This is a genomic window from Chitinophagaceae bacterium (assembly GCA_016713085.1).
GTDB lineage: Bacteria > Bacteroidota > Bacteroidia > Chitinophagales > Chitinophagaceae > Lacibacter.
The window spans coordinates 2,429,754-2,452,847 of record JADJPV010000001.1 but is presented as its reverse complement, the minus strand read 5'-3'; the positions used below and the strand labels follow the sequence as shown (position 1 = coordinate 2,452,847).

The 23,094-nt window shown below is 39.8% G+C and carries 17 protein-coding genes and 2 pseudogenes; 1 reads left to right on the top strand and 18 read right to left on the bottom strand.

The window, feature by feature from the left end; translation table 11 throughout:
• Positions 1–94 precede the first annotated feature (94 nt).
• From ftsA to IPK31_11755, 13 genes and pseudogenes are all read right to left on the bottom strand, one after another.
• Positions 95–1,495 carry a cell division protein FtsA gene (gene ftsA / locus IPK31_11815; GenBank protein MBK8088572.1) on the bottom strand — a complete coding sequence of 467 codons (1,401 nt, stop codon included), beginning with the start codon at positions 1,493–1,495 and terminating at the stop codon, positions 95–97.
• Positions 1,496–1,595: 100 nt separating this feature from the next.
• Positions 1,596–2,750 carry an FtsQ-type POTRA domain-containing protein gene (locus tag IPK31_11810; GenBank protein MBK8088571.1) on the bottom strand — a complete coding sequence of 385 codons (1,155 nt, stop codon included), beginning with the start codon at positions 2,748–2,750 and terminating at the stop codon, positions 1,596–1,598.
• Positions 2,751–4,169 (bottom strand): annotated as a pseudogene (locus IPK31_11805) (UDP-N-acetylmuramate--L-alanine ligase).
• Positions 4,170–4,256: 87 nt separating this feature from the next.
• The gene (murG, locus tag IPK31_11800; GenBank protein MBK8088570.1) at positions 4,257–5,417 is read right to left on the bottom strand and encodes an undecaprenyldiphospho-muramoylpentapeptide beta-N-acetylglucosaminyltransferase; all 1,161 of its coding nucleotides are present in this window, start codon (positions 5,415–5,417) and stop codon (positions 4,257–4,259) included.
• Between the two features lie 152 nt (positions 5,418–5,569).
• The gene (locus IPK31_11795) at positions 5,570–6,820 is read right to left on the bottom strand and encodes an FtsW/RodA/SpoVE family cell cycle protein (protein ID MBK8088569.1); all 1,251 of its coding nucleotides are present in this window, start codon (positions 6,818–6,820) and stop codon (positions 5,570–5,572) included.
• Between the two features lie 5 nt (positions 6,821–6,825).
• On the bottom strand, positions 6,826–8,166 hold the full coding sequence (gene murD, locus IPK31_11790; protein MBK8088568.1) for a UDP-N-acetylmuramoyl-L-alanine--D-glutamate ligase: 1,341 nt from the start codon (positions 8,164–8,166) through the stop codon (positions 6,826–6,828).
• 225 nt (positions 8,167–8,391) lie between these two features.
• Positions 8,392–9,669 (bottom strand): phospho-N-acetylmuramoyl-pentapeptide-transferase, encoded by a 1,278-nt coding sequence (locus IPK31_11785; protein MBK8088567.1) that lies wholly within the window; start codon positions 9,667–9,669, stop codon positions 8,392–8,394.
• A 19-nt stretch (positions 9,670–9,688) separates the two neighbouring features.
• Complete coding sequence (locus IPK31_11780) at positions 9,689–11,155, bottom strand: UDP-N-acetylmuramoyl-L-alanyl-D-glutamate--2,6-diaminopimelate ligase (GenBank protein MBK8088566.1); 1,467 nt, start codon at positions 11,153–11,155, stop codon at positions 9,689–9,691.
• Positions 11,155–13,257 carry a transpeptidase family protein gene (locus IPK31_11775; protein MBK8088565.1) on the bottom strand — a complete coding sequence of 701 codons (2,103 nt, stop codon included), beginning with the start codon at positions 13,255–13,257 and terminating at the stop codon, positions 11,155–11,157. The genes IPK31_11780 and IPK31_11775 overlap by 1 nt, the downstream gene beginning before the upstream one ends.
• Entirely contained in the window at positions 13,257–13,583 is a 327-nt protein-coding gene (locus tag IPK31_11770) for a hypothetical protein (protein ID MBK8088564.1), read from the bottom strand. The genes IPK31_11775 and IPK31_11770 overlap by 1 nt, the downstream gene beginning before the upstream one ends.
• 64 nt (positions 13,584–13,647) lie before the next feature.
• Positions 13,648–14,604 (bottom strand): 16S rRNA (cytosine(1402)-N(4))-methyltransferase RsmH, encoded by a 957-nt coding sequence (rsmH, locus tag IPK31_11765; protein ID MBK8088563.1) that lies wholly within the window; start codon positions 14,602–14,604, stop codon positions 13,648–13,650.
• Positions 14,605–14,609: 5 nt separating this feature from the next.
• Positions 14,610–15,068: a division/cell wall cluster transcriptional repressor MraZ gene (mraZ, locus tag IPK31_11760; GenBank protein MBK8088562.1), complete on the bottom strand. Its 459-nt coding sequence runs from the start codon at positions 15,066–15,068 to the stop codon at positions 14,610–14,612.
• 331 nt (positions 15,069–15,399) lie between these two features.
• Positions 15,400–16,726 (bottom strand): annotated as a pseudogene (locus IPK31_11755) (HAMP domain-containing histidine kinase).
• 135 nt (positions 16,727–16,861) lie between these two features.
• On the opposite strand from IPK31_11755, the gene IPK31_11750 reads away from it, so the two are divergent.
• Positions 16,862–17,413, top strand: a complete 552-nt coding sequence (locus tag IPK31_11750; protein ID MBK8088561.1) for a YqgE/AlgH family protein — start codon at positions 16,862–16,864, stop codon at positions 17,411–17,413.
• 2 nt (positions 17,414–17,415) lie between these two features.
• Here the strand turns inward: IPK31_11750 and IPK31_11745 are convergent, their stop codons facing one another.
• The 5 genes from IPK31_11745 to atpC all read right to left on the bottom strand — a co-directional run bounded on the left by IPK31_11745 (position 17,416) and on the right by atpC (position 23,025).
• Positions 17,416–18,480 carry a VOC family protein gene (locus IPK31_11745; protein ID MBK8088560.1) on the bottom strand — a complete coding sequence of 355 codons (1,065 nt, stop codon included), beginning with the start codon at positions 18,478–18,480 and terminating at the stop codon, positions 17,416–17,418.
• Positions 18,481–18,578: 98 nt separating this feature from the next.
• A complete protein-coding gene (locus tag IPK31_11740; protein MBK8088559.1) occupies positions 18,579–20,471 on the bottom strand; it encodes a mucoidy inhibitor MuiA family protein in 1,893 nt (630 codons plus the stop codon).
• A 54-nt stretch (positions 20,472–20,525) separates the two neighbouring features.
• The gene (locus IPK31_11735; GenBank protein ID MBK8088558.1) at positions 20,526–20,837 is read right to left on the bottom strand and encodes a hypothetical protein; all 312 of its coding nucleotides are present in this window, start codon (positions 20,835–20,837) and stop codon (positions 20,526–20,528) included.
• Between the two features lie 73 nt (positions 20,838–20,910).
• Entirely contained in the window at positions 20,911–22,371 is a 1,461-nt protein-coding gene (locus tag IPK31_11730; protein ID MBK8088557.1) for a M6 family metalloprotease domain-containing protein, read from the bottom strand.
• Between the two features lie 402 nt (positions 22,372–22,773).
• Positions 22,774–23,025, bottom strand: coding sequence for an ATP synthase F1 subunit epsilon (gene atpC, locus IPK31_11725; protein ID MBK8088556.1), 252 nt, complete (start codon positions 23,023–23,025; stop codon positions 22,774–22,776).
• Positions 23,026–23,094: the final 69 nt, after the last annotated feature.

Genomic DNA, 23,094 nt, shown 5'->3' with positions numbered 1-23,094 from the left:
TAGGTTGTAAGTTTTTGTTTTAGCCGATAGTCGGTAGTAATTAGTCTTTAGTCAGTTTACTATCCGCTAAGGACTATCGGCTCAAGACTTGTATTTAGAATTTCTTGTCTTCCTCTTCATTAAACATGTCAATCAATCCGTCTTTGATACTGTCCATAAATCCTTTCAGGCTCTTGCGTTTTTTAATCCGTACTGTATGTGTATCGGTTTGCTCATCATACACATTCATTACTTCAGCAACGGTTTCTTCTTTCACTTCAATGCCTTTCAGTTTATTCTGTGTATTCTCGTACACGTTGTATCCTTTCAATATCAAGCCAATACAGGTTGAGTACATTGGCTTAGCCAGTTCATCAATATGTCCTGATGCTAAATGCTCATTGGGATAACCAATTCTTGCATTTAATCCTGTTACATATTCTGTTAACTGAATCAGATGTTTCAATTGTGAACCACCACCTGTTAATACAATACCACCGTTGAGCATACGGTTATCTAAACCAACCTGCTTTAAATGATAGGTAACAAAATCCATGATCTCACTCATACGTGCCTGGATGATGTGTGCAAGATTCTTTACAGAAATTTCTTTTGGCTGCATACCACGAATACCGGGGATGGTGATGAATGCATTTGTTTTTGCCTCATCAGCCAACGCACTGCCAAACTGCACTTTCATTTGCTCAGCCTGTGTACGTAATACACCCAATCCCATTTTAATATCGTTGGTAATATTTTCACCACCGAATGGAATCACAGCTGTATGTTTTAAAATACCTTCATAAAATACAGCCAGGTCAGTTGTACCACCACCAATATCAACAATGGCTACACCTGCTTCAAGATCATGCTCGCACATAACAGCAGCTGCAGAAGCCAATGGCTGCAATACAAGGTCTTTTACTTTTAAATGGCTTTTCTCTACGCTGCGGTTGATATTGCGGATGGCGTTTTTATCACCGGTGATGATATGAAAATTAGCACCCACTTTTACACCGCTGTACCCAATTGGATTGGGAATATTCTGAAAATTATCAACAGTAAACTCCTGCGGAATCACATCAATGATCTGATCGCCTGCAGGAATATATGTTTTGAACTGATCGCTGATAAGCTGATCAATTTCACGCTGTGCAATTTCTTCTTCATTATTCTGACGTACAATGTCGCCACGTGTCTGCAGACTTTTAATGTGATGACCTGCAATCCCAACATACACTTCATTGATTTCTAAGTTAGGGTTACTGGCATAACAATTCTGTAAAGCCTGTTCAATTGCTTTAATGGTTTGATCGATGTTCAACACCATACCGTGTTGTACACCGCTTGAGTTAGCACGGCCAAAGCCAAGAATTTCCAGTTTACCGAATTCATTTTTTCTTCCGGCAATAGCAGCGATCTTGGTGGTACCAATATCCAAACCCACAATAATGGGGTTGTTGTTTACAGCCTGTGCACTGATTGCTGTTCCGTTGGTGGGTGATTCCGTTGTCATTGTTGTATGTTGTTTTTAGTTGTGTAAAACCGTTGATGTTCTGATTAACTGATTCGAATGATATTTTTACCTGTTCTTTAAGTTTACTTTCTGCATTTGCTTATTGTCCGTCTTTCTTTTTCATTACCGCCTTGGGTTGTTTCTTCGCTTCACTCAGCACTTTTTCTTCATCTGTTTGCGATGGAGGTTTTTTTGTAAGCACTGGTTTATCTGCTTTTTTCGAAGGGGTAGGGAATTGGTTCTTCAAAGCATTGAGATTTTGGTTTTTTTGTGATTTCACAGGTGCGGATTGTAAAACGGACTCTGGTTTTTGGGTACTCTTAAGGGTTCCGGAGGTAAACAAACTCTTTGAACTGTCTTTATTATTAGTGTTCGCTGTTGTAACAATTGAATCGTTGCTGATGGCATTACTGTCAATAGCTGTGTTCATCTGAAACTGATCGGGCTTCAGTACAAAACTTTTAAACAGGCTTGCACTGTCTCGTCTTACAGCAACTAATTGTTTATCGTAACGAACATCCAGTGCACTGTAATAATTCCATCCTGTTTTATTCATGATCTGATTGTAAAACAGCAGCAGGCGGTTAAACTTTGGCTCAATGCCATTACCATCACCAAACAAAATCACATGGTTGCCCAACTTTGGTACCAGCTCAAACTCATAGTTATTAATATTCAGCTGGTCAACCTGCGCCATCCAGAAATCATTCTTCAGAATATAATGCCCCATCTCTTTTACCTGTTGCTGCAGCACACTGTCCTTTTCTCTTTCTTTCGTTGTTTCATTGGGGAAGGAAGTAAATACAGGCACTCTTGCAATCTGATCATTAGTAACCGGCAACTGATCGCCCAGTTCATCCACATAAAATGATTCACCATTTACCCTGAATACTCTTGCCACCGGTTCACGTTCTGTTATATCAACATGCAGCACGTCATTGTTATCAAAAAACAGTTCTGCATTCCTGATCCAGAGATTTGTTTCAAGTAATTGTTCCAGTTGCTGCAAATCAAATGTTCTGATAAGCTGTCCTTTCATTAAATCAGGTCTGCCGCCGGAAATGGTTTTCAGAATTTGCTTCTTACTAACATACTCCGTGCCATCTATTCCTTTTATTGTTACAATTACATCTTTACAATGTTTCCCTTTCTGGTTTTGCGCAGCAGCAACCAGCACCACAATTGTGCCTGCTCCCACTGCCATCCAGATGATGGTCAGCAATAACTTCTTCCATGAAATTTTTCTATTGCTCATTTATTTCTGTTCAATCTTCTTTTTTAATTCCTGCAGCATTGCATCAATATCGCCTGCACCTGCTGTAATAAAAACCACGCCGTTTCCGGATGCTTCATCAACAATCTTATTCACATCATTTAATAACTCTTCTTTCGTTAGTACCCTTTTCTTCTTCAACTTCATTTTATTTAAAATCAATTCACTGCTTACACCTTCAATTGGCAGTTCTCTTGCCGGGTAAATGGGAAGAAGAATTACTTCATCTGCCATATCCAGGCTTTCAGCAAATCCATCCGCCAAATCTCTTGTACGTGTAAAGAGATGCGGCTGAAAAACCAACACCAGTTTCTTCCCGGCAAATAAACTTCTTGCACCACTAATCAATGCTCTCAATTCTTCCGGGTGATGTGCGTAATCATCAACAAATGTTACATCAGCATCACCCGGAGCAATCACATACTCAAATCTTCTTTTAACTCCTTTAAAGTCAGCAACGGCCTTTTTTATTTTATCATCTTCTATCTTCAGTATATGTGCAACAGCTATCGCTGCAAGTACATTCTCCACATTGTGCAAGCCACCAATATTTAATTGCACATTCTTTAGCTGCCATCCGATATCTATCGGATCACCCATCACAGCATCAAACAAATAACCTCCATTGTTCACTTTCAGATTCACCGCATGTACAGTTGCCTGCTCATTGCTTAAATGATAAGTGATATGATTCCCTGCAACAAGATCATTCGTCCGCTTCATTCCATGTTTGCTGATGAGCCATCCACCTGGTTTTATCTTACGTGTAAACTCAATGAACGCTTCTTCCATATTTTCTGCTGTTCCGTAGATATCTAAATGATCTGCATCCATTGCTGTGATCACTGCTATATCCGGGCTCAGTTTGTGAAAGGAACGGTCATACTCATCTGCTTCCACTACGCACACATTGTTTTCACTGCTCCCGCTGAAGACGGGGTCTGCGACCAGAAGTTGCGGTTATAATTCACCGCTATACCTCCGAGAAATGCATTGCATCCAAAACCACTGTGGCGCAACAAATGCCCCGTCATGGTACTGATGGTTGTTTTACCATGTACCTGCCACACATATATTCAAAGAACTCTGCGTTATGATCTGCAGCACATCACTTCTCTTTACTACACTGTACCCATTCTGCAGATAATACTGGTACTCTTTCTGTTCCGTTGGAATGGCCGGTGTATATACCACCAGTTGCACATCCTTCGGAATCTGTTCAACATCTTCTTTATAATGAACTTCAATTCCTTCTTCTTCCAGCATCGTGGTCAATGGCGTAACTGTTTTATCATAACCGCTAACCTTCACTCCTCTTTCATTAAAGAACCTTGCCAGTGCGCTCATGCCAATTCCACCCACTCCAATGAAATACACAGACTTTATATCGTTCAACTGAATCATTCTTGTTACGAGGTCGGACGCCCTCGTCCGACCGATTCTTATTTTTTTTTACTTTTCTTCTTGTTATCCCGTCCGACGAGGGCGTCAGACGGAGTGAACTATATTTTTTAAAATCTCTTCTGCAATAATTCTATCAGCATCACTTACACCAAGCTTTGCGATATTCTGTTTCAATTCGGCCTGCTTTGCATCATCTTTTGCCAACGTAAGAATGGTATTCACCAGTTTATCTTTTGCCTCACTGTCCTTTACCATCACCCCTGCCTGTTTTGCAACGAGGTGCTGCGCATTTGCTGTTTGATGATCTTCTGCTGCAAAAGGAAACGGAACAAATACCGCCGGCTTTGCAACTAAACAGATTTCAGTAATCGCCATCGCTCCAGCTCTTGAAATCACCACATCAGCTGCTGAGTAAGCATGTTCCATCTGCGTAATAAACTCATTCACCCACACATTGTATTTTCCTTCAGCTCTTGCTTTTGCTTTTGCTGCATACGGTTTTCCTGTTTGCCAAATGAGCTGCAGGTTGTTTTTTTCAAACTCATCAATTCCTGCATCAATAGCTTCGTTAATACTTTTTGCACCAAGACTTCCTCCCACCACCATTACTGTTTTCTTTGCCGGGTCAAGTGAAAAAAACTTCAATGCTTCTCCTCTTGCCACCGTTGATTGTGAAATAGAAGCCCGGACAGGATTACCTGTAATCATCAATTTCGCAGCGGGAAAAAATTTCTCCATTCCATCACCTGACACAAACACTTTCCTTGCTTTCTTCCCCAGCAGGATATTTGATTTTCCTGCAAACGAATTACTTTCATGAATAAAGGTTGGAATGCCTTTACCCTGGGCAAAACGCAGTACGGGAAAACTGGAATAACCACCTACTCCAATTACCGCATCTGGTTTAAACTGATTGATGATTGTCCGCACCTGTATAAAACTCTTTACCAGCTTAAACGGCAAACCAATGTTTTTTATCAAAGAACTTCTGTTAAAACCTGCGATATCCAGCCCTTTTATTTCGTAACCTGCCTGCGGCACTTTTTCCATTTCCATTTTTCCCTTTGCGCCCACAAACAAAATCTCTGCATCTGGCTTTATCTTCTTTATGGCATTTGCAATGGCAATGGCCGGAAAAATATGTCCGCCTGTTCCTCCACCTGCCATAATGATACGAAGCCCCCTCCGCCCCCTTAAGGGGGAACCGGCAGCAGTATCACTATTTCCTAACTCTCCGTTATTCATCCTTTAATTTCAACTTTTCATTTACAGTTCTTACATACTTAACCATATTAAGAACGATTAAGTGTGCGACGCAACTGAAGTAACATAGTATTGCAACAGCTGGTAACACAATTATTAAAAAGAACTTTAAACAACATGATGTTACAAATTCATCATGCTGTTGCCTCACCCCCCTTCAGGGGCTGGGGGCTTACTCCTTCTGCTTCCTCCACATTTCTTGCAACACTTAGAATAATTCCGATAGATAAACAGGTAAACAGAAAACTGCTGCCACCCATACTTACCAGCGGAAGTGTAACACCTGTTACGGGAAACAATCCCACATTCACCGCCATATTTGTCATGGCCTGTATCACCAATGTAAAACTCAGTGCCAATGCCAGGAATGCCCCAAATGCATAAGGGCATTTCCTGAACAGCTTGATACTTCGAAAAAGGAACACCATATAGATAAACACAATAAATGCCGCACCAATCAACCCATACTCTTCAATGATGATGGCATAAATAAAATCGGAATAAGGATGCGGTAAAAAATTACGCTGCTCGCTGTTACCCGGACCTAAACCAAACAGGCCGCCTTTTGCTACTGCAATTTTTGCCTGCTGAACCTGGTAAGGCGATTCATCATTTTTTGCATAACGGAAATCCTGTACACGTTTGATCCATGTTGGAATACGGCCTGCGGAAAGCAATGCCGGCAACTCTTTGGTTTTGCCTTCTTCCTTATCGTAATAACTTGAAGCGATAATGATTAAAAACAACACAGGAATCATCGCCACTCCAATTACCAATAAAATGTGTTTCATTTTTACACGGCCGATAAATAATAACAGCATACTGGTTGCACCTGTAAGTAATGCAGTGGAAAGATTGGCCGGAGCAATCAGCGCACAAATGATTACAATTGGTATCATTAACGGAATAAATCCTTTTTTGAAATCCTTAATGACATCCTGCTTCTTGGAAAGCAACCTTGATAAATACATGAACAGGGCCAGCTTGGCAATATCAGATGTTTGCACTGTAAGATTAATAATCGGCAATTTGATCCACCTGCTGCCATCATTGATTCTTGCACCAAAGAACAATGTATATATCAGGAGCACAATTGAAATATAAAAAATCACTTTCGCCACTCTTGAATAGATGGTGTAGTTAACACGGTGTGCGAAATAAACAATCAGTATTCCAAGAGTAATAAAAGCAATTTGTTTAAACAGGTACACATAAGTGTTGCCCTTATATAATTTATACGCCAGTGAATTGGTTGCGCTGTATACCACCAGCAAACTCACCAGTGATAATACAATCACAATGGCCCAGATTACTTTATCGCCCTTGGTTCTTTCTCTTAAACCGAAGGGTGAAAATTTGGATGATATTTCGTTGAGCGTACTCATGTATATTATAAATCTCTTACTGCCTGCTTAAACTGAATCCCCCTGTCTTCATAATTTTTAAATAAATGAAAACTTGCACAGGCCGGGCTTAATAAAACTGCATCGCCTTTTTCTGCAAAATGATAAGCTGCTTTTACTGCGTCTTCTGCACTGGTTGTATTTACCAGCAATGCAACTGAACCGCCAAATGCTTCATGAATCTTTCTGTTATCCAAACCAAGACAAACAATGGCTTTTACTTTTTCATTCACCAGTTCTTTCAACACTTCATAATCATTTCCTTTATCTACACCGCCAAGAATGAGGATGGTTGGTCTTGTCATACTTTCCAGTGCATACCAGGTTGAATTGATGTTGGTTGCCTTACTGTCATTGATATACTCAACTCCTTTTACCATTGCCACCATTTCCATTCTGTGTTCCAGACTTTCAAATGTGGTAACCGCTTCCCTGATTTTTTCTTTGCGGATACCTAAAGTAGCCGCTGCAATACCTGCTGCCATGGTGTTGTACTGGTTGTGTTTTCCCTTGATCTTAAAATCGTCTACGCTCATTGTAACCTTGTCGTCGTTAACTGCAATCGTCATAGTGCCGTCTTTAATGAAAGCGCCTTTTTGTGGTTCCTGTTTCATGGTGAATGGTAATGGGTTTGAATGGATAGTAAGTTTACTGAGATACTTTGCTGTTACCGGGTCATCGGCACAGTAAATGAAATAATCGTCTTTCGTTTGATTTTGGATGATCTTAAATTTTGCGTTGATATAGTTTTCAAATTTGTATTCGTACCTGTCTAAATGATCTTCTGTAATATTTGTCATCAACGCTATTTCTGCCCTGAAGTCTTTAATATCATCCAGCTGAAAACTGCTGATCTCAGCCACATAAATTTCTTTGGGATCAAGTGCCACCTGTTTGGCAATGCTGATTCCGATATTACCAACCATTGCACAATTCAATCCGGCATGACGGCAAATGTGATAGGTTAAAGCAGTGGTGGTTGTTTTACCATTACTGCCTGTAATACCAACGATTTTACTTTCGCCTTTAAAACGCCAGGCCAGTTCAATTTCACTGATCACCGGAATCCCTTTGCTGCGGATCTTCTTCATCATGTCGCTCTTTTCAGGAATACCCGGGCTCTTTACAATTTCATCGGCACTCAGTAATTTTTCTTCTGTGTGCATGCTTTCTTCAAACTGAATTCCAAATTCATTCAGTTCATCTTTGTACAGGTTCTTGATTGGACCGGCATCACTTACAAATACTTCATACCCCTGCTGTTTAGCAAGAATAGCGGCGCCTGCTCCGCTTTCTCCAGCTCCAAGTATGTAACATTTGTGTGCCATAATCATTTTCGTTTCCAGTTTCCTGTTACTTGTTGCCGGTAACTGGAACCGGTAACATTTTCTTGTTTTGGTTTTGTGAACCATCTTTCTATTCTCTGTTAAAAAAATAAAAAGAGATTCTTCATAAGTATGGGCTAGTACTCTATCCCGGTTTTCATGGTTTGGATTTTTAATCTTTCATTGGATTTGGCCTAAAAAACCACGATGGTTTTTCATTAAACTCTTTTACCTGATCTTGAGTGTAACGATGGCAAACACAACGCAGAGAATCGTAATGATCCAGAATCGTGTTACAATCTTACTCTCATGAAATCCCAGTTTTTGATAATGATGATGCAAAGGGCTCATTAAAAAGATCCTTCTGCCTTCACCATATTTCTTTTTGGTGTATTTGAAGTAGCTCACCTGCAACGTAACACTCAACACTTCTACTAAAAACACACCGCAGAATATCGGTATCAATAATTCTTTTCTTACTAAAAACGCTAATGATGCAATTACTCCTCCCAGCATTAAACTTCCTGTATCACCCATGAACACCTGTGCAGGGTATGAGTTGTACCAGAGAAATCCTACACATGCTCCTACTAATGCAGCTATAAAAATGGACAGCTCACCAATGCCGGGTATATACAGGATGTTGAGATAATCAGCAAAACGTATATCACCGCTTGCATAAGCAAAAATGCCCAAACCAATTCCTATTAATGCAGATACTCCTGTTGCCAATCCATCAATGCCATCGGTAATGTTTGCGCCATTTGAAACAGCTGTTACAATAAATACTACAATCAGCACATACAACAACCATGTAATACCACGTATAGCTTTTGGTAACAGTTTTGCATAATTAAATTCATGACTCTTAACAAATGGTATCGTCGTTACCGGTTCATCGGCTTTAATAAAAATCTTTTCCTTTCCATTGAGCTTTGGTTTTTTAACCTCAGCATTTGCAGGCAGATTTGTTCCGGTAAATTCTCTGTATGCACTTACCGAGTCATTGAACATGAGTGTTGTTGCAACTGCAACGCCCAATACTACCTGTCCTAATATTTTAAACCATCCTGCCAATCCATCTTTATCGCCTTTCTTATAATTGAGCCCCTGCTGCTGGGCCATACGCTTCGAACGGATCTTTAAATAGTCATCAATAAATCCAATTAAACCCATCCAAACAGTAGCAAACAGCATTAATAAAATGTATACTTTGCTAACATCAGCCAGCAGCACTGTAGGAACAATAATTGCAACAATGATGATCAATCCGCCCATTGTTGGTGTTCCTTTCTTTTGCTGCTCACCGGCCAAGCCAAGATCCCTTACGGTTTCACCAACCTGTTTCTTCCGCAAATAATTAATCAGCTTCTTTCCAAATACAGTTGAAATAAGCAGCGACAGCAATACTGCCAGCATAACCCTGCTGGTGATAAACTGAAACAGGTTATCGCCGGGAAATTTGATCCCGTTGCTGTTTAACCAGTCAAATAAATTCTTTAGCATGCGTTCAGTTATTCAATTGTTACTTCTCTAATAATTCAAATATTTCCTGCAATACTTTTTTATCATCAAACTCATACTTCACTCCTTTTATATCCTGGTACTTCTCATGTCCTTTTCCGGCAATGAGAATAATATCTTCATGTCCTGCCAAACTCACGGCTGTTTTAATTGCTTCCTTTCTGTCGGCGATTGAAATAAATTTTCTTCTCGATGCAGAACTCAATCCATATTCCATATCACCCAAAATCTCTAATGGATCTTCTGTACGTGGATTATCGCTGGTAAAAATCACTTTATCGCTAAGCTCGCATGCCACTTCTCCCATGATGGGTCGTTTCGTTTTATCCCTGTCGCCGCCACAACCAACCACCGTAATGATCTGCTCATGTCCACGCCTTAATTTTTTAATTGTTGACAACACATTTTCCAGTGCGTCGGGTGTATGTGCATAATCAACAATACCAAGTATTAATTCTTTTGGCGAAATGATATAATCAAATCTTCCTTCAGCTCCGGTTAATCCACTCAACACCTGTAACACTTTCTGTTTGTCTTCACCTAATGAAACAGCTGCGCCAAATACTGCTAACAGATTATATGCATTGAATTCACCAATCAACCTGAAATGCACTTCTTCATTATTCACCATCATCTGCAAACCTGTTAAACCATTTTCCAGGATCTTTCCTTTAAACTCTGCCAAATTTTTAATACTGTAATACTGCTTCTTTGCCTTTGTATTCTGCAGCATTACTTCACCACGCTTATCATCTTTATTGCTGATGGCAAATGCATCAGAGCCAAGCCCATCAAAAAAACTTTTCTTTACACGGATGTATTCATCAAATGTGTTGTGATAATCCAGGTGATCATGTGTGATGTTGCTGAACAATCCACCAACAAAGTGAATACCTGTAATGCGGTGCTGATGAATAGCATGACTGCTGCATTCCATAAATACATAGGTGCAACCTGCATCATACATCTGCTTCAGCAAACTATTCAAACTGATTACATCAGGAGTTGTATGTGTTGACGGAACTACTTTATCTGCAATATGATAATCAACTGTTGAAACCAATCCACACCTGTAACCCAATGCACTGAATAACTTAAATAACAATGTAGCAATGGTTGTTTTACCATTTGTACCCGTTACACCAACCACTCTCATCTGCACACTTACATTTCCAAAGAACTGGTTGGCCATAAAACCTGCTGCTTCTGCACTGTTTGCAACCTGGATGAATGCAACATCATCATTCAATTGTTCAGGCAGGTGTTCACATACAATTGCTGACGCACCCAACTCTATGGCTTTGCTGATAAATTCATGTCCATCAGCTGCAACACCTTTGATGGCAATAAAACAACTGCCCGGCTTTACGTTGCGTGAATCAATCTGCAGGTCATTGATATCAATGCCGGTTGATCCGTGAACGCTGCGGATATGCACTTTATATAATATGTCTTTTAACAAAGCCATCAGTTCAACGACAATATGATTTGTTGTCCTTTTGCAACAGGCAAACCCGCAGCTACAGACTGGTTATTAATTCTTCCTTTTCCATTCACCTGCACTTTCATTCCTGCAGTTTCTAAAACATATAATGCATCTTTCAATCCCATTCCTTTTACATCGGGCATCACTGCACCTGCAGTATTGAACACCTGCGACTGCATTGTTTTATTTTTCAGAAAAGAAATGCGCCAGTTACCTACCAATTGATCCGTATAACTGAAACCAAATTGCGCAGAGATAGACTGTATTTCTTTTTTCATTCCTGCGAATGTGTACAGCATAGAATCAACAAGTGGCTGCAGTTGATAAGGTTGCTGCTGTTCCTGGCTGTATTTATAAAGATGGTCAGCAATTTCTCTGAATACGGGTGCTGCCACAGATCCTCCATAGTAGTTAGCTGCGTGTGGTTTATTCTTTATTACAACGATGATGGAATACTTTAAAGCTTCTGCCGGGAAGTATCCTCCAAAAGCCGATTGATATACACCATCACTGTATTTATATTTACCATCATTAACTTTTGCTGTTCCTGTTTTACCCGCTGCTTTATACACAGCTGTTTCAAACTGTTTTTTTCCGGTACCTTCTGTACAAACTGCGGCCAAACATTCCTGCAATTGTTTGATGGTTGACTCACTTGCAATTGCTTCATTCAATACAACAGGCTCATTTGTTTTAATAACTGTTCCGTAACTCTTGATTTCATTGAGCAGGTAAGGCTTCATCATTTTTCCATTATTAGCAACTGCATTGTACACCATCAGCAATTGCAATGGCGACAACATCAGTTCATAACCAAAACCCCATGATGCCAAAGTTTGCGGATGCCAGTACTTTGCTTTGTTTGGGTTTTTGATGGATGGCTTGAACTCTTCATTCAACTCAATCCCTGTTTTGGTGGTGAGATGAAGATTGGTGAAATGCTTATAATATTTTTTCGGATCACTGGTGTAATACTGGTAAGCCAGTTTGCTCATTGCAACGTTAGAGCTTTGTGTAAACGCATGTTTGATGGTTGTTACTTCAGGACCATGATGATCATCAACAATTGTACGCCCATTTAAATTCCAGCGTCCACCATTAATAACAATATTATCATTAATCGTTACGTGCTTGTCTTCCAGTGCAGCCAGCAATGTTACCAGTTTAACAGTTGAACCCGGTTCTGAAGTACGCAATGCATAATTATCTGTTTCAAAATAAGTTCCATCGGGCGTGCGTCCAAGATTAGCAATGGCTTTGATTTTTCCAGTGGCTACTTCCATTACAATACAGGTTCCTTCCAATGCTTCATTGGTTGCAACTGTACGCATTAATGCACGTTCAGTTATATCCTGAATGTTTACATCAATAGTTGTGTACACATCATTTCCGTTTTCGGGCTCTACCTCATAACCTTCAACCGGCATCATTACACCGCCTGCTACAAAACGAACCAAGCGTTTACCGGTAGTACCTCGTAACACACTGTCGAATGAACGTTCGAGGCCAACCAGTTTTGAGTTTTCCCTGTACAAACCAATTGTTCTGAAACCCAATTCACCAAACGGATTCAATCGTTTTGTTTTTACTTCAGCAATAAAGCCGCTTTTATTTTTTCCTAAACGTACCAATGGAAATTCACGCAACTCCTTGTATTCTTCAAAAGATACTTTTTTATGCAGCGGATAGTAGCGCTCTTTATTTTTATATGCCAGTTTCAGTTCTTTCTTATAGGTCTCAGCTTTTTTATCTTTAAATAAACCAGCTAATGAAATAGCTAACGAATCAATATTGTCAAAAAAACGTTCACCTTTTTTCTGACGCAAACCTTCTGCACCAAAATCAATGAAAATATCAAACTGTGGTAATGAGGTACTGAGCATACTCCCATCTTCACTGTAAATAGTACCACGTTCAGCATCCAGGTCAAGAATTTTGGTGTGCATACTGTCGCTCATATTTTTCCAGTAGCTTCCTTCAAAGCGCTGCGTATAAAACGCTTTGCCCAGAATGAACATACCAAAAAGTGCCAACCCCAGGAAGCCAAGATTCACCCGCCACAATATGTCGTTTTTAACTTCCATTAATTCTTCTTCTGTTGTGTCCTGTCTGTTATTTTAACCGGTTGCTGAATATTTTCTTTTAACCCGATTGGCTCAACTGATTTTGCCACTTCGCTCAACCGGTTTTGAAACATGAGTTTTCCGTTCAGTGTTTTAAATTCATACTCCTGTTCTTTTAAAAGCCTGGTAGTTTTATTAATGTTGCGGATCGTATTGTCGGCATAATGCCCGTTGGCGATGTAGATGATCGCCATCACAGAGAGAAACAGGAAGTATGGAACGTTTTTAACGATCCACTGGTGATTGAACCACTTTTTAAAATCAATCTTCGGTTCTTTGCCTGCCATTGGTTTGTTTGTAAGTTCTTTATTTCAGTTTTTTTTCGGATAAGTCAGTTAGTTTACAATGGGTTTACAATTTTTCGGCTACTCTCAGCCTTGCACTTCTTGATCTTGGGTTTCGCTTCTGTTCTTCAGGTGATGCTTCAATTGGTTTTTTACTGATGATGCTGAAAACTTTTTCCTTCTCTTCCCTTTCAAAAGGGTTATACACTTCCTCTTCAAAACTTCCTTTTTTAAAAAAGTTTTTAACCAATCTGTCTTCCAGCGAATGAAAGGAAATGATTGCTACACGGGCTTTGGGTTTCAGGATACCGGGTAATTGTTCCAGCAGTTCTTTCAACACATTCAGCTCTTCATTTACTTCAATCCGTAACGCCTGGAACACCTGCGCAAAATATTTATTGGGATTCCCTTTCACCACAGATTGCAGTGCCTGCTTTAGCTGTTCAATGGTTTGATACGAATTGCTGCTGCGTTGCTGAACAATTACAGCGGCCAGTGTTTTTGAATTTGTTACTTCACCATATTGCTCAAACAGTTTATGCAGCTGCTGTTGCGAATAGGTTTGAAGAATAAATGATGCCGTTACTGACTGCGATGGATCCATCCGCATATCAAGTGGTCCGTCAAATCTTGTTGAAAAACCTCTTGCTGCTTCATCAAACTGATGACTGGATACTCCAAGATCAGCTAACACACCATCCACTTTGTCGAAACGGTTCAGCTTTAAAAAACGGCTGATGTGCTTGAAATTATGCGGAACAAAAACCACACGTTCATCATCAGGCAAATTCCTTTTTGCATCAGGATCCTGATCAAATGCAACCAAACGTCCATCTTCATTCAATCGTTTCAATATTTCTCTGCTGTGTCCTCCTCCTCCAAAAGTGCAGTCAACATACACACCGTTTGGCTGAATGTTTAAAGCATCAATTGCTTCCATCAGCATTACAGGAATATGATAAGCATCCTGTTGCTGATTGGTTAACTCATCGTCAGCAGATTGTATGTTCGTTTTCTTCACCATCTTTCTTACACCGTTGGCGGCTTCACCATTACCTCGTTGGCGAGGCTGCTGAAATCATTGGCTGAAAGGGTTTCAAAGAGCTGTTTATACTTACGTTTATCCCATATCTCAATCACCTTTACTTTGGCAAACAACACAATGTCTTTATCGATCTCGGCAATGTCTTTCAGGTTCTGAGGAATCAGTAACCTGCCGGCGGTATCCATATCAACGTTGGTTGCCCCGTTCAAAAAAAGGCGTTGGAAGTTGCGTACCTTCGGATCAAAATCATTTAACTGACTTATTTGTGTAAAAATGGGTTCCCAGGTTTTCATAGGATATAAAGTGAGGCATGGCTCAATGCCCCGGCTGATTACAAACTGGTTGCTCCAGTCTTCCGGCATCTGCTTTTTAAAGCCAGCCGGTAGCAAGAAGCGACCTTTTGCATCCAACGTAACCTCATATTCACCAAGAAAACCAATCATTTATACTTGATTTTGAAATATATCTACACAATTCTACACAAAATAACACAAATTCCCACTTTGAGACCAAAATGGGGTTACTTTATTTTTTCCACAAAGCGCTGAGCCATAACAGCAAAGGGATACAGCCCGTTTACGGGTGCTTTTAGTACAATGTGATGTGGATTACAGTGAATTGGCTGTGGAAAAGCCTGCTTTTGATGTGCATTACCTTTAAGCAGGCTAATAAGGTCGGGCAGTTATAAGATGATTCATTGTATTAGTTCACCAACAGCTTTACACTGCAGAGAAGTAAGATATTTCATGAAATCAAAGAAGAAAAACGATTGAACTATTTTTTGAGTGGGAAGTCAATGGTAAACGTACTGCCCTTGCCAACTACACTGTCAGCTTTTACTTTTCCTTCATGGGCTTCTACCATTGTTTTTACATAACTCAATCCAAGTCCGAAGCCTTTTACATTATGTACATTTCCTGTATGTGCCCGATAGAATTTTTCAAATACACGGGCAAGTGTTTCTTTATTCATTCCTATTCCATGATCTTCAACCTGGATACGAATACTCTTACCAATAGTTTTTGTAGAAATTTTCAGTTGAAAAGAATCATCTTTCGAATACTTCAGTGCATTATCAACTAAGTTATTGATCAAGTTGGTGAGATGCACTTCATCCGCTTCCATTAAATCGCTTGCTGCATTGAGTTGTACTTCCACCTTACCATGTTTCTCTTCAATCTGCAGTTGCAGATTATTCAAAACGTTTTTGATAATCTCATGCACATGTGTATCCCGTTTGTTCAACTGCACTTCCTGTCTGTCCATTTGTGCTGCCTGCAGAATAGATTCCACATGCTTGTTCATCCGCTTGTTTTCATCTTTGATCATGCCGGTGAAATAATTATGCTTCTCAGGATTGCTTAAAACTTTTTCATTCTTCAATGCATCAACGGCCAGTGAAATGGTAGCAAGCGGAGTTTTAATTCATGCGTCATATTATTGATGAAATCATTCTTCATATCACCCAATTTCTTTTGACGCAGCAATGTTCTGATGGTAAGAAAAATGCAGTAATAATAATCACAGTAAACAGAATAGCACCGGCAATCATCCACCCCAGTGATTGAAATATATATGATTTATAATTGGGCACAACAATCACAAGTGCTTCTTCAGGTGCTAAACTTTCCAGCACACTTCCACCTGCAGGAATCAACGGATAATAAACACGTTTATTATGAACACTATCCATTGCCATTTCATAAAACTTCGGCGATTTCATTTCATAATGACCGAACACATTATCACTTGCAACTGCAAATTCAAACTTTGTGTCCTTCATATTCTGTGCTAAAAAAGCTTTCTGCAATTTTTCTTTTATCTCATAAATAGTAAAACGGTTGGTAACAGAAAACTGTTTATAAATATCATAGGCTTCACCCGGAAATTTTAAACCGGGCATTTGACCGGGGTTATTAAACGTTACACTTCGCTGCGCTACCAGTTCTTCTCCCACCTGCTGACTGATAGCTGAAATATTTTCTTCCAGCTGTTCTTCCCTGAACAATGCAAGCGTACGAATCCACGATACCTGGATATAAATAATACCAAGCAGGGATAACGTAATGAGCGCAATGATTATGGGGAACGTTTTCTTCATAACTGCAAAAATACCCGTGAAAGTAAAAGGAAATATGCTAAAATCAACAGTTGTACCCTTTTAACTTGATTTTGACAACTGCAATTACTGAAAACTTAGAATAATTATCTGAAATTTAGTTTGTAAATTAATTCTATGATTGAGCCAGCCACCGGCATATTACTGATATCAGATCCTTTTTTGAAAGACCCCAATTTCAAACGCACTGTTGTGTTACTATGTGAACATAAAGAAGAGGGAAGCTTTGGACTGGTACTCAACCGCACATTTGACCACACACTTGATGAACTCATAACAGAACTTGAGGGCTATGTGGTGCCGGTATATTATGGCGGCCCTGTTCAAATGGATACACTTCATTTTCTGCATCAGTTGCCTGATGAAATTCCCGGTGGACAGGAAATTACCAATGGAATTTATTGGGGCGGTAATTTTGAATCGGTAGTAAGCGGGCTGAAAAACGGAACTCTTGATTTAACGAAAATCCGTTTTTACCTCGGTTATAGTGGATGGAGCAGCGGTCAGCTCAGTGAAGAAATGAATGTGAAAAGCTGGCTTACTGTATCTGCCACACAAACACTTATTTTCAATACAGAAACAGATGCCATCTGGAAAGATGCTATCAAATCAATGGGTGGACCATATGAGCAAATCATCCACTACCCCATTGATCCGCAACTTAATTAATTTTAAGATTTTTCTTTCACTCTTGAAAAGCCAAGGCTTTTTACAATCCAGTTGGGCAAAGGTTTTGCGGGGTTTCTTTTTTTAAGATTCAGGTACCAGCCAATCTTTTTCAGAATAGGAACACGGTGTGTTTCTACATATTCAATCAATGTTCCGTCAGGGTCTTCATTGTAAGAAAAATGACCGGCAGCTTCGCCCATATCAAAACTGTTGGCACTGTCAACTGTAAATGGAAAACCACTTTCATTACAGATTCGTTCATGTTCTTCATATCCATTGATATCAAAACAAACATGAATGAAACCCTGGTCGCCCCAGTAACGGTTTTCAAATATTTTCTTTGGTGTTCTGTCTGTTACTTCAATCAGTTCAATATATGTTGAACCGAGTAAACGGGAGAAAGCACCTGTTAATTCTCTTTTATGCCCCAGCAATAACCGTTTGAATTTGTGTGTGCCGCCGGGAATATTTTTGAACTCAGGATATTCTCCTTCGCTTACAAAAAGTTCTTTATCATATCCCAATACTTTTTCATAAAAAGGAATCGCTTTTTCAATGGATGATACACCGATGGTAACACCACATACAGCGCCTGTTAAATCGCCTGTGTTTACAAACCAGTAATTATCTTCCATTATCTCAAACACATTTCCATATGGATCTTTCATAAAGAACGTTTCCAGTCCGCCGGGATTCTTTGTTGGCTCCGACAGCAGGTTTACTCCCTGTGTTTTATAATATTCATAAGTTGCTTTAACATCCTTGCTTTTGATCTTTACTGCAAAAATGCCGAGATCGCCTATCTGTAACTCAAATGCTGCAGGTTGTGATTTGCGGCTCGTGTACTGCCAAATTTCAAAACCACCTCCACTTTGCATATTCAATGCAAGAATTGCATAACGTTCATGTCCTTCACCTCCTGTGTACCGTTTCATCAGATCAGCCCTTGCTGCATCTTTAAACACTACTACATCTGTTCCGAAAATTTTACTGTACCACTTAAACGCTTGGTCTGCATCTGTTACACCGATTCCGACCTGTTGAATACCGCTGATTATACGTTCCATAGCCTGTTTGTTTTATCTTCAAAAGATGAAGATATTCAGTTTTTCAGTTCAACATTCAGTTAAGGCAGTTTATTTCTTTTTTATAAATCAGCGTTGATTTACTCCAGCTGCAGGCGTTTTTCTTTTGGATATTTCACACTGTATTTCAGTTCCATTTTCTTTACCTGTTTTGGCTCGATTGCCTGGCTCCAGGTAGCAACCTTTGTATCTTCATTCAGTTTGGCTCCATCATATTTCAAATCATCCACTTCAATTTCTTTCATGGTTGAAATAGGGAACTGATCTTCCACTATAATATTAACAGGAACATTCTTGTTATTCCGTACAGTAATTTCAAACTGACGGTAATCGGTACGGTTGTTTCCAAGAAATTTCTTATTGCTGAATTCTTTTAATAAAGTCCGTTTAACTGTAATGCCTTTATCAATGCCTAATGAAAGTGATAATGTATCAGAACCTGTTGATAAATCGAGATAGGATTTACCGAGATAGGTTCCTTCAAAAAACAAATTCGTTTCACCGGGAATCAAATTCAAATCCTGCCAGTTGGTGATCTTTGCTGTGAGGTAAGCAGCCTCATCCAGTTTAGGTGCGGTATAATATTCGTAGTATGCTGCAATGCTTGTTTCATTAATGCTGATAGTATTCATCTTTCCATCATTATTCACCGTTGTGACTTCCTCAATTTCGTATTGGGTGGTGATGGGTTGAAAAGTGGTGACGACCTGTAAAGGAATTGACTTTTCTTTTTTTAAGCTTGATGCGCCTCTTACCTGTACTCCTGAAGCTTTTCCTTCTAAATATCCATCTGAAGTTCCATAACCAACTACGACAACTTCATTCATAGCCGTGATGGCTGGTTTTAATGAAACATTGGTAAAACTTGTACCGGCAACAAATTCTGCAGCATAAAAACCAACAGAAGAAACTGTTAATGCCTGCGAATTTCCACTTGCTTTCACTTTGTAAAACCCGTTCGCATCGGTTGTGGTTCCCTGTGATGTTCCTTTGATTACAACACTTGCTCCAGCAACAGGAATACCTTTGTCATCCGTTACTCTTCCCATCAGCATTTGATCTGCTCCGCCGATCTGCCACTGCTTCATATAATTACTCATCTGCGCATCTACATAATACAGCATCCATGGACTGATCAATGGTTTAGAATTATTTTCATTGGGATTTCCTGTTGACAAAATCATTTTAATATTATTCCAGTTCTCTCCGCTTGTTTGATAAACGTTTGCATTCATTTCCAGTTGCAGGTTACTCACCACATCTTTTACACGGATATTATAAGTTGGATACCACCCTGCTTTCTGAACGAGATAGGTAATTTCAAATGGAACCGTTGCACTTTCTTTTACATCAGCAAGGATAATGATTTCATTGGTGGAGAGATCAAATTTTTTATTCATTTCACTGAGCTGATTGGAAAGTTTATTCCTTTCTTTTTCCATTTCTGCAATCTCTTTCTGCAAAGCCATCTGCTGCTTCAATACTTCCGTTAATCTTGCCCGTTGAAAATCCAGCGACTGTCTCAACTCTTCAGGTTTTAATGCATATGTTGCTCCGCCGATATCCTGGTTCTTAATGATCATCGTTTCTTCCTGCTTAAACACTTCCAGCATTTTTGCTGTCATCGCTATTTTTTCATTTAGCTGCAGGTGTTTATTCTGCAATGTTTTGATTTCTTCTCTTACTTCCTGCTCTTTCAAAAAATCCCTTTGCACTTTCACGGAAAGGATCGTCAGCTTTCCATCAGCTTTTATCTGTACACTTTGCTTTTCTATATCAGTTGAAATACCTGTGAAAACAATTTCCTGTTTCCCGGAACTGATCATTTGTTTAGCGGTTCGTTTAACCTGGGCACCTTTCATAAATACCGTTACCTGTTCCATTTTAGTTTCAACAGGAACACGTTTAACTGATTGTGCCAATAATGTAAAGGGGAAGAAAAAAAGACAGAGTTGCATCCATTTCGTGTTCATAAACAATTGTTTTATGAAGGAAGGATGCAGCAAAGAAGAGGATTACATAAAGCCTTATTTCTTTTTTTGTTTAGCAGACGACTTCAGGATAATTGAACCTGCCCGCCAGAGATTAAGTGAAACTTTTTTCAGCTCACATTCCACTTTACTGCCTGAAGAAATCTTCAGTTCATCGGCCATTGATTTTGATACAATAGCCTTCAGTTGACTGCCCTTTTCAGCGCCGGGCATTTGCAGTTGATCCGCTGCTTTTTTAGAAGTGTTTATTTCTAAATCAAGAATATAAAAATCAGCCTGTGCTGCATATGTTTCCATAGCCAGCACAGTTGCTGAAACAGTTGATTTATTAGGAGCCATCTGTACCATAACTCTGTTTTTTAAAAGATGAAGCGACTATACAAAGATAGCCGCTTCATGATGCGCTGATAGAAATGAAAGACTATCTTCTCCTGGCTGCTTTCTTTTTCTTTGGTGCTGTTGCCGGGCCTGTTTTGATATACAGATCAGCCGTAATTTTTCCTGCATTGAGTTTAATATTTCTTGCAGCAACTGTAGTTGGCAATCCGCCGTATGATTTTGAATTCGGCTTGGATGTATTGCTGAATGTTTTTTTGCCTGCACTCCCCGGCCACGGATCAGCCGTATCGCCCTGGTTGGCTCCTGCCTCCAGGTGTTTCTTTCCATCGGCCTGTACCAACGCTACTTTGTAATGCATTTCATTGGCATTACTGCTCATGGCATCATCAATATGATAAATAAGTAATCCTTCACCGGGCAGGTACTTGTCGTAATTTTTTTTCATACGGTGCTCCAGTAAAAAATATTCATTCCCCGGACCACCATCTTTCCATAAACGATAAATCGTTTTACCTGTTTTTACATCATCCATACTTACAGCTTTCTTATTACTGCTGAGATTAACAGTGTTCACCCAGTTCTGATCTGCCTTGCACCACGCACAGGGATGAGCGGGGGTTAATCCGCCATTGTTCCAGCTGCCACCAGCCATCAAACACCAGTCACCGATTCCCTCACTGGTGTAATCATCATCATAAAGATCAGGAAAACCAAATAACAAATGTCCCAACTCATGTGCGCATACACCAAGCTTGCAATCTTCAGGAACTGTTAAGTAGGCATATACATGTGTGCCGTCTGCATTATACACACTGGGGAATACCCATTTGTGACTCCAGATATCATTGTTGTTTCCTGTTTCTTCTGCACCACGTCCGGCATGGATCACTACGAATGCATCTACATATCCATCCTTGTCATTATCATACTGAGAAAAGTTGACTGCAGCGTTTGCCGCTTTAGCCGCATCCATACACATGGTTCTTGCATTGGGCAATCCGTTATCCGTTCCGGCACCATTACCTGCATAAGTTTTCATAGTGCGTGGCATACGGTAAGTACCAACCACTTCACCGGCAATAGTTACCATGCCATTGGTTACTTCCTTAAAATATTCTTTCACACTGCCTGTTGGAATAACTCCTTCAGAAAAAAATAAATCCTGGAAATGCTTCTTTGTCTTCGTCATTACTTTATCTGAAAAATCAACCAGCACAACAATTACCCGCAGGGTTCCGGTTGGTGGTGTTTTTGTTGCCGAGATACTTCTTACCCTTGCCGCTGAAGTGCCCAATGGAAAAACATTGCCGGGCTGCAGCATACCATCGTTCATACCCAGCCTCGTTTTGCCTTCGGGTTTCAGTAAATTTCCCAAAGCAAATGAGCCCAATTCTTTCTTCAGTTTTTTGAATTCCTTTTTTAGTTTGTCTTTCAGGTCGGGATGGGGAGCAATCATACAACGTTCGCCGTCATTGCTTTCAGCAGCTTTTTGCATGAGCTGCAGATAACTCTGAAAGAGCGGAGAAATAGTTTTTGATTTCATGATGATTTAGTTTGAAGTAAAAAATTACTTCATCCTTTGATAAAATGCAATACCACTTTGCGGGGAGGAAATGAAAAATCCCGCCATTTCTGACGAGACCATCTATGAGAATTTTGGTTTCTGATTAAACTGCTTCACTGCCTTCTACCAGTAAGGCCTCATCCTCTTATCCTTCTCCAAAGGAGAAGGACGGTACACCATCTTATCAATCACCTTTTTATTCTATCACATCAACATCTTATCGATGATCGTCACATTTCACACTATTAATAAATCATCTGCCTATTTAAATAAGCGAGGGCTGTGAGTCGGTGGCTTCCTCCTTCGGGGGAAGTCGGAAGGGGGCTCAAAAAAAATCCCGCCATTTCTGACGGGATCACCTATGAGAATTTTGGTTTTGAATTAAACTGCTTCACTGCCTTCTACCAGCACAGTTACTTTATTGTTCAGCACTTCTACAAAACCACCCTGAATTTTGTACAGCTCATTACGGTTCTTTTCAACCAGGATCTTTAACTGACCGGCTTTGAGTGCACTTACCAATGGTGCATGGTGATCGAGTACTTCAAAACTACCGCTGATGCCCGGTAACTGTACGCCAATTACTTCGCCGCTGTAAGTTTTTCCGAGTGGAGTTAATATTTCTAAATTCATAAGAACAATGTGATAATTTGATAAAATGCTAATGTGCAAATTGAAAACCCATTAGCAAATCAGCACATC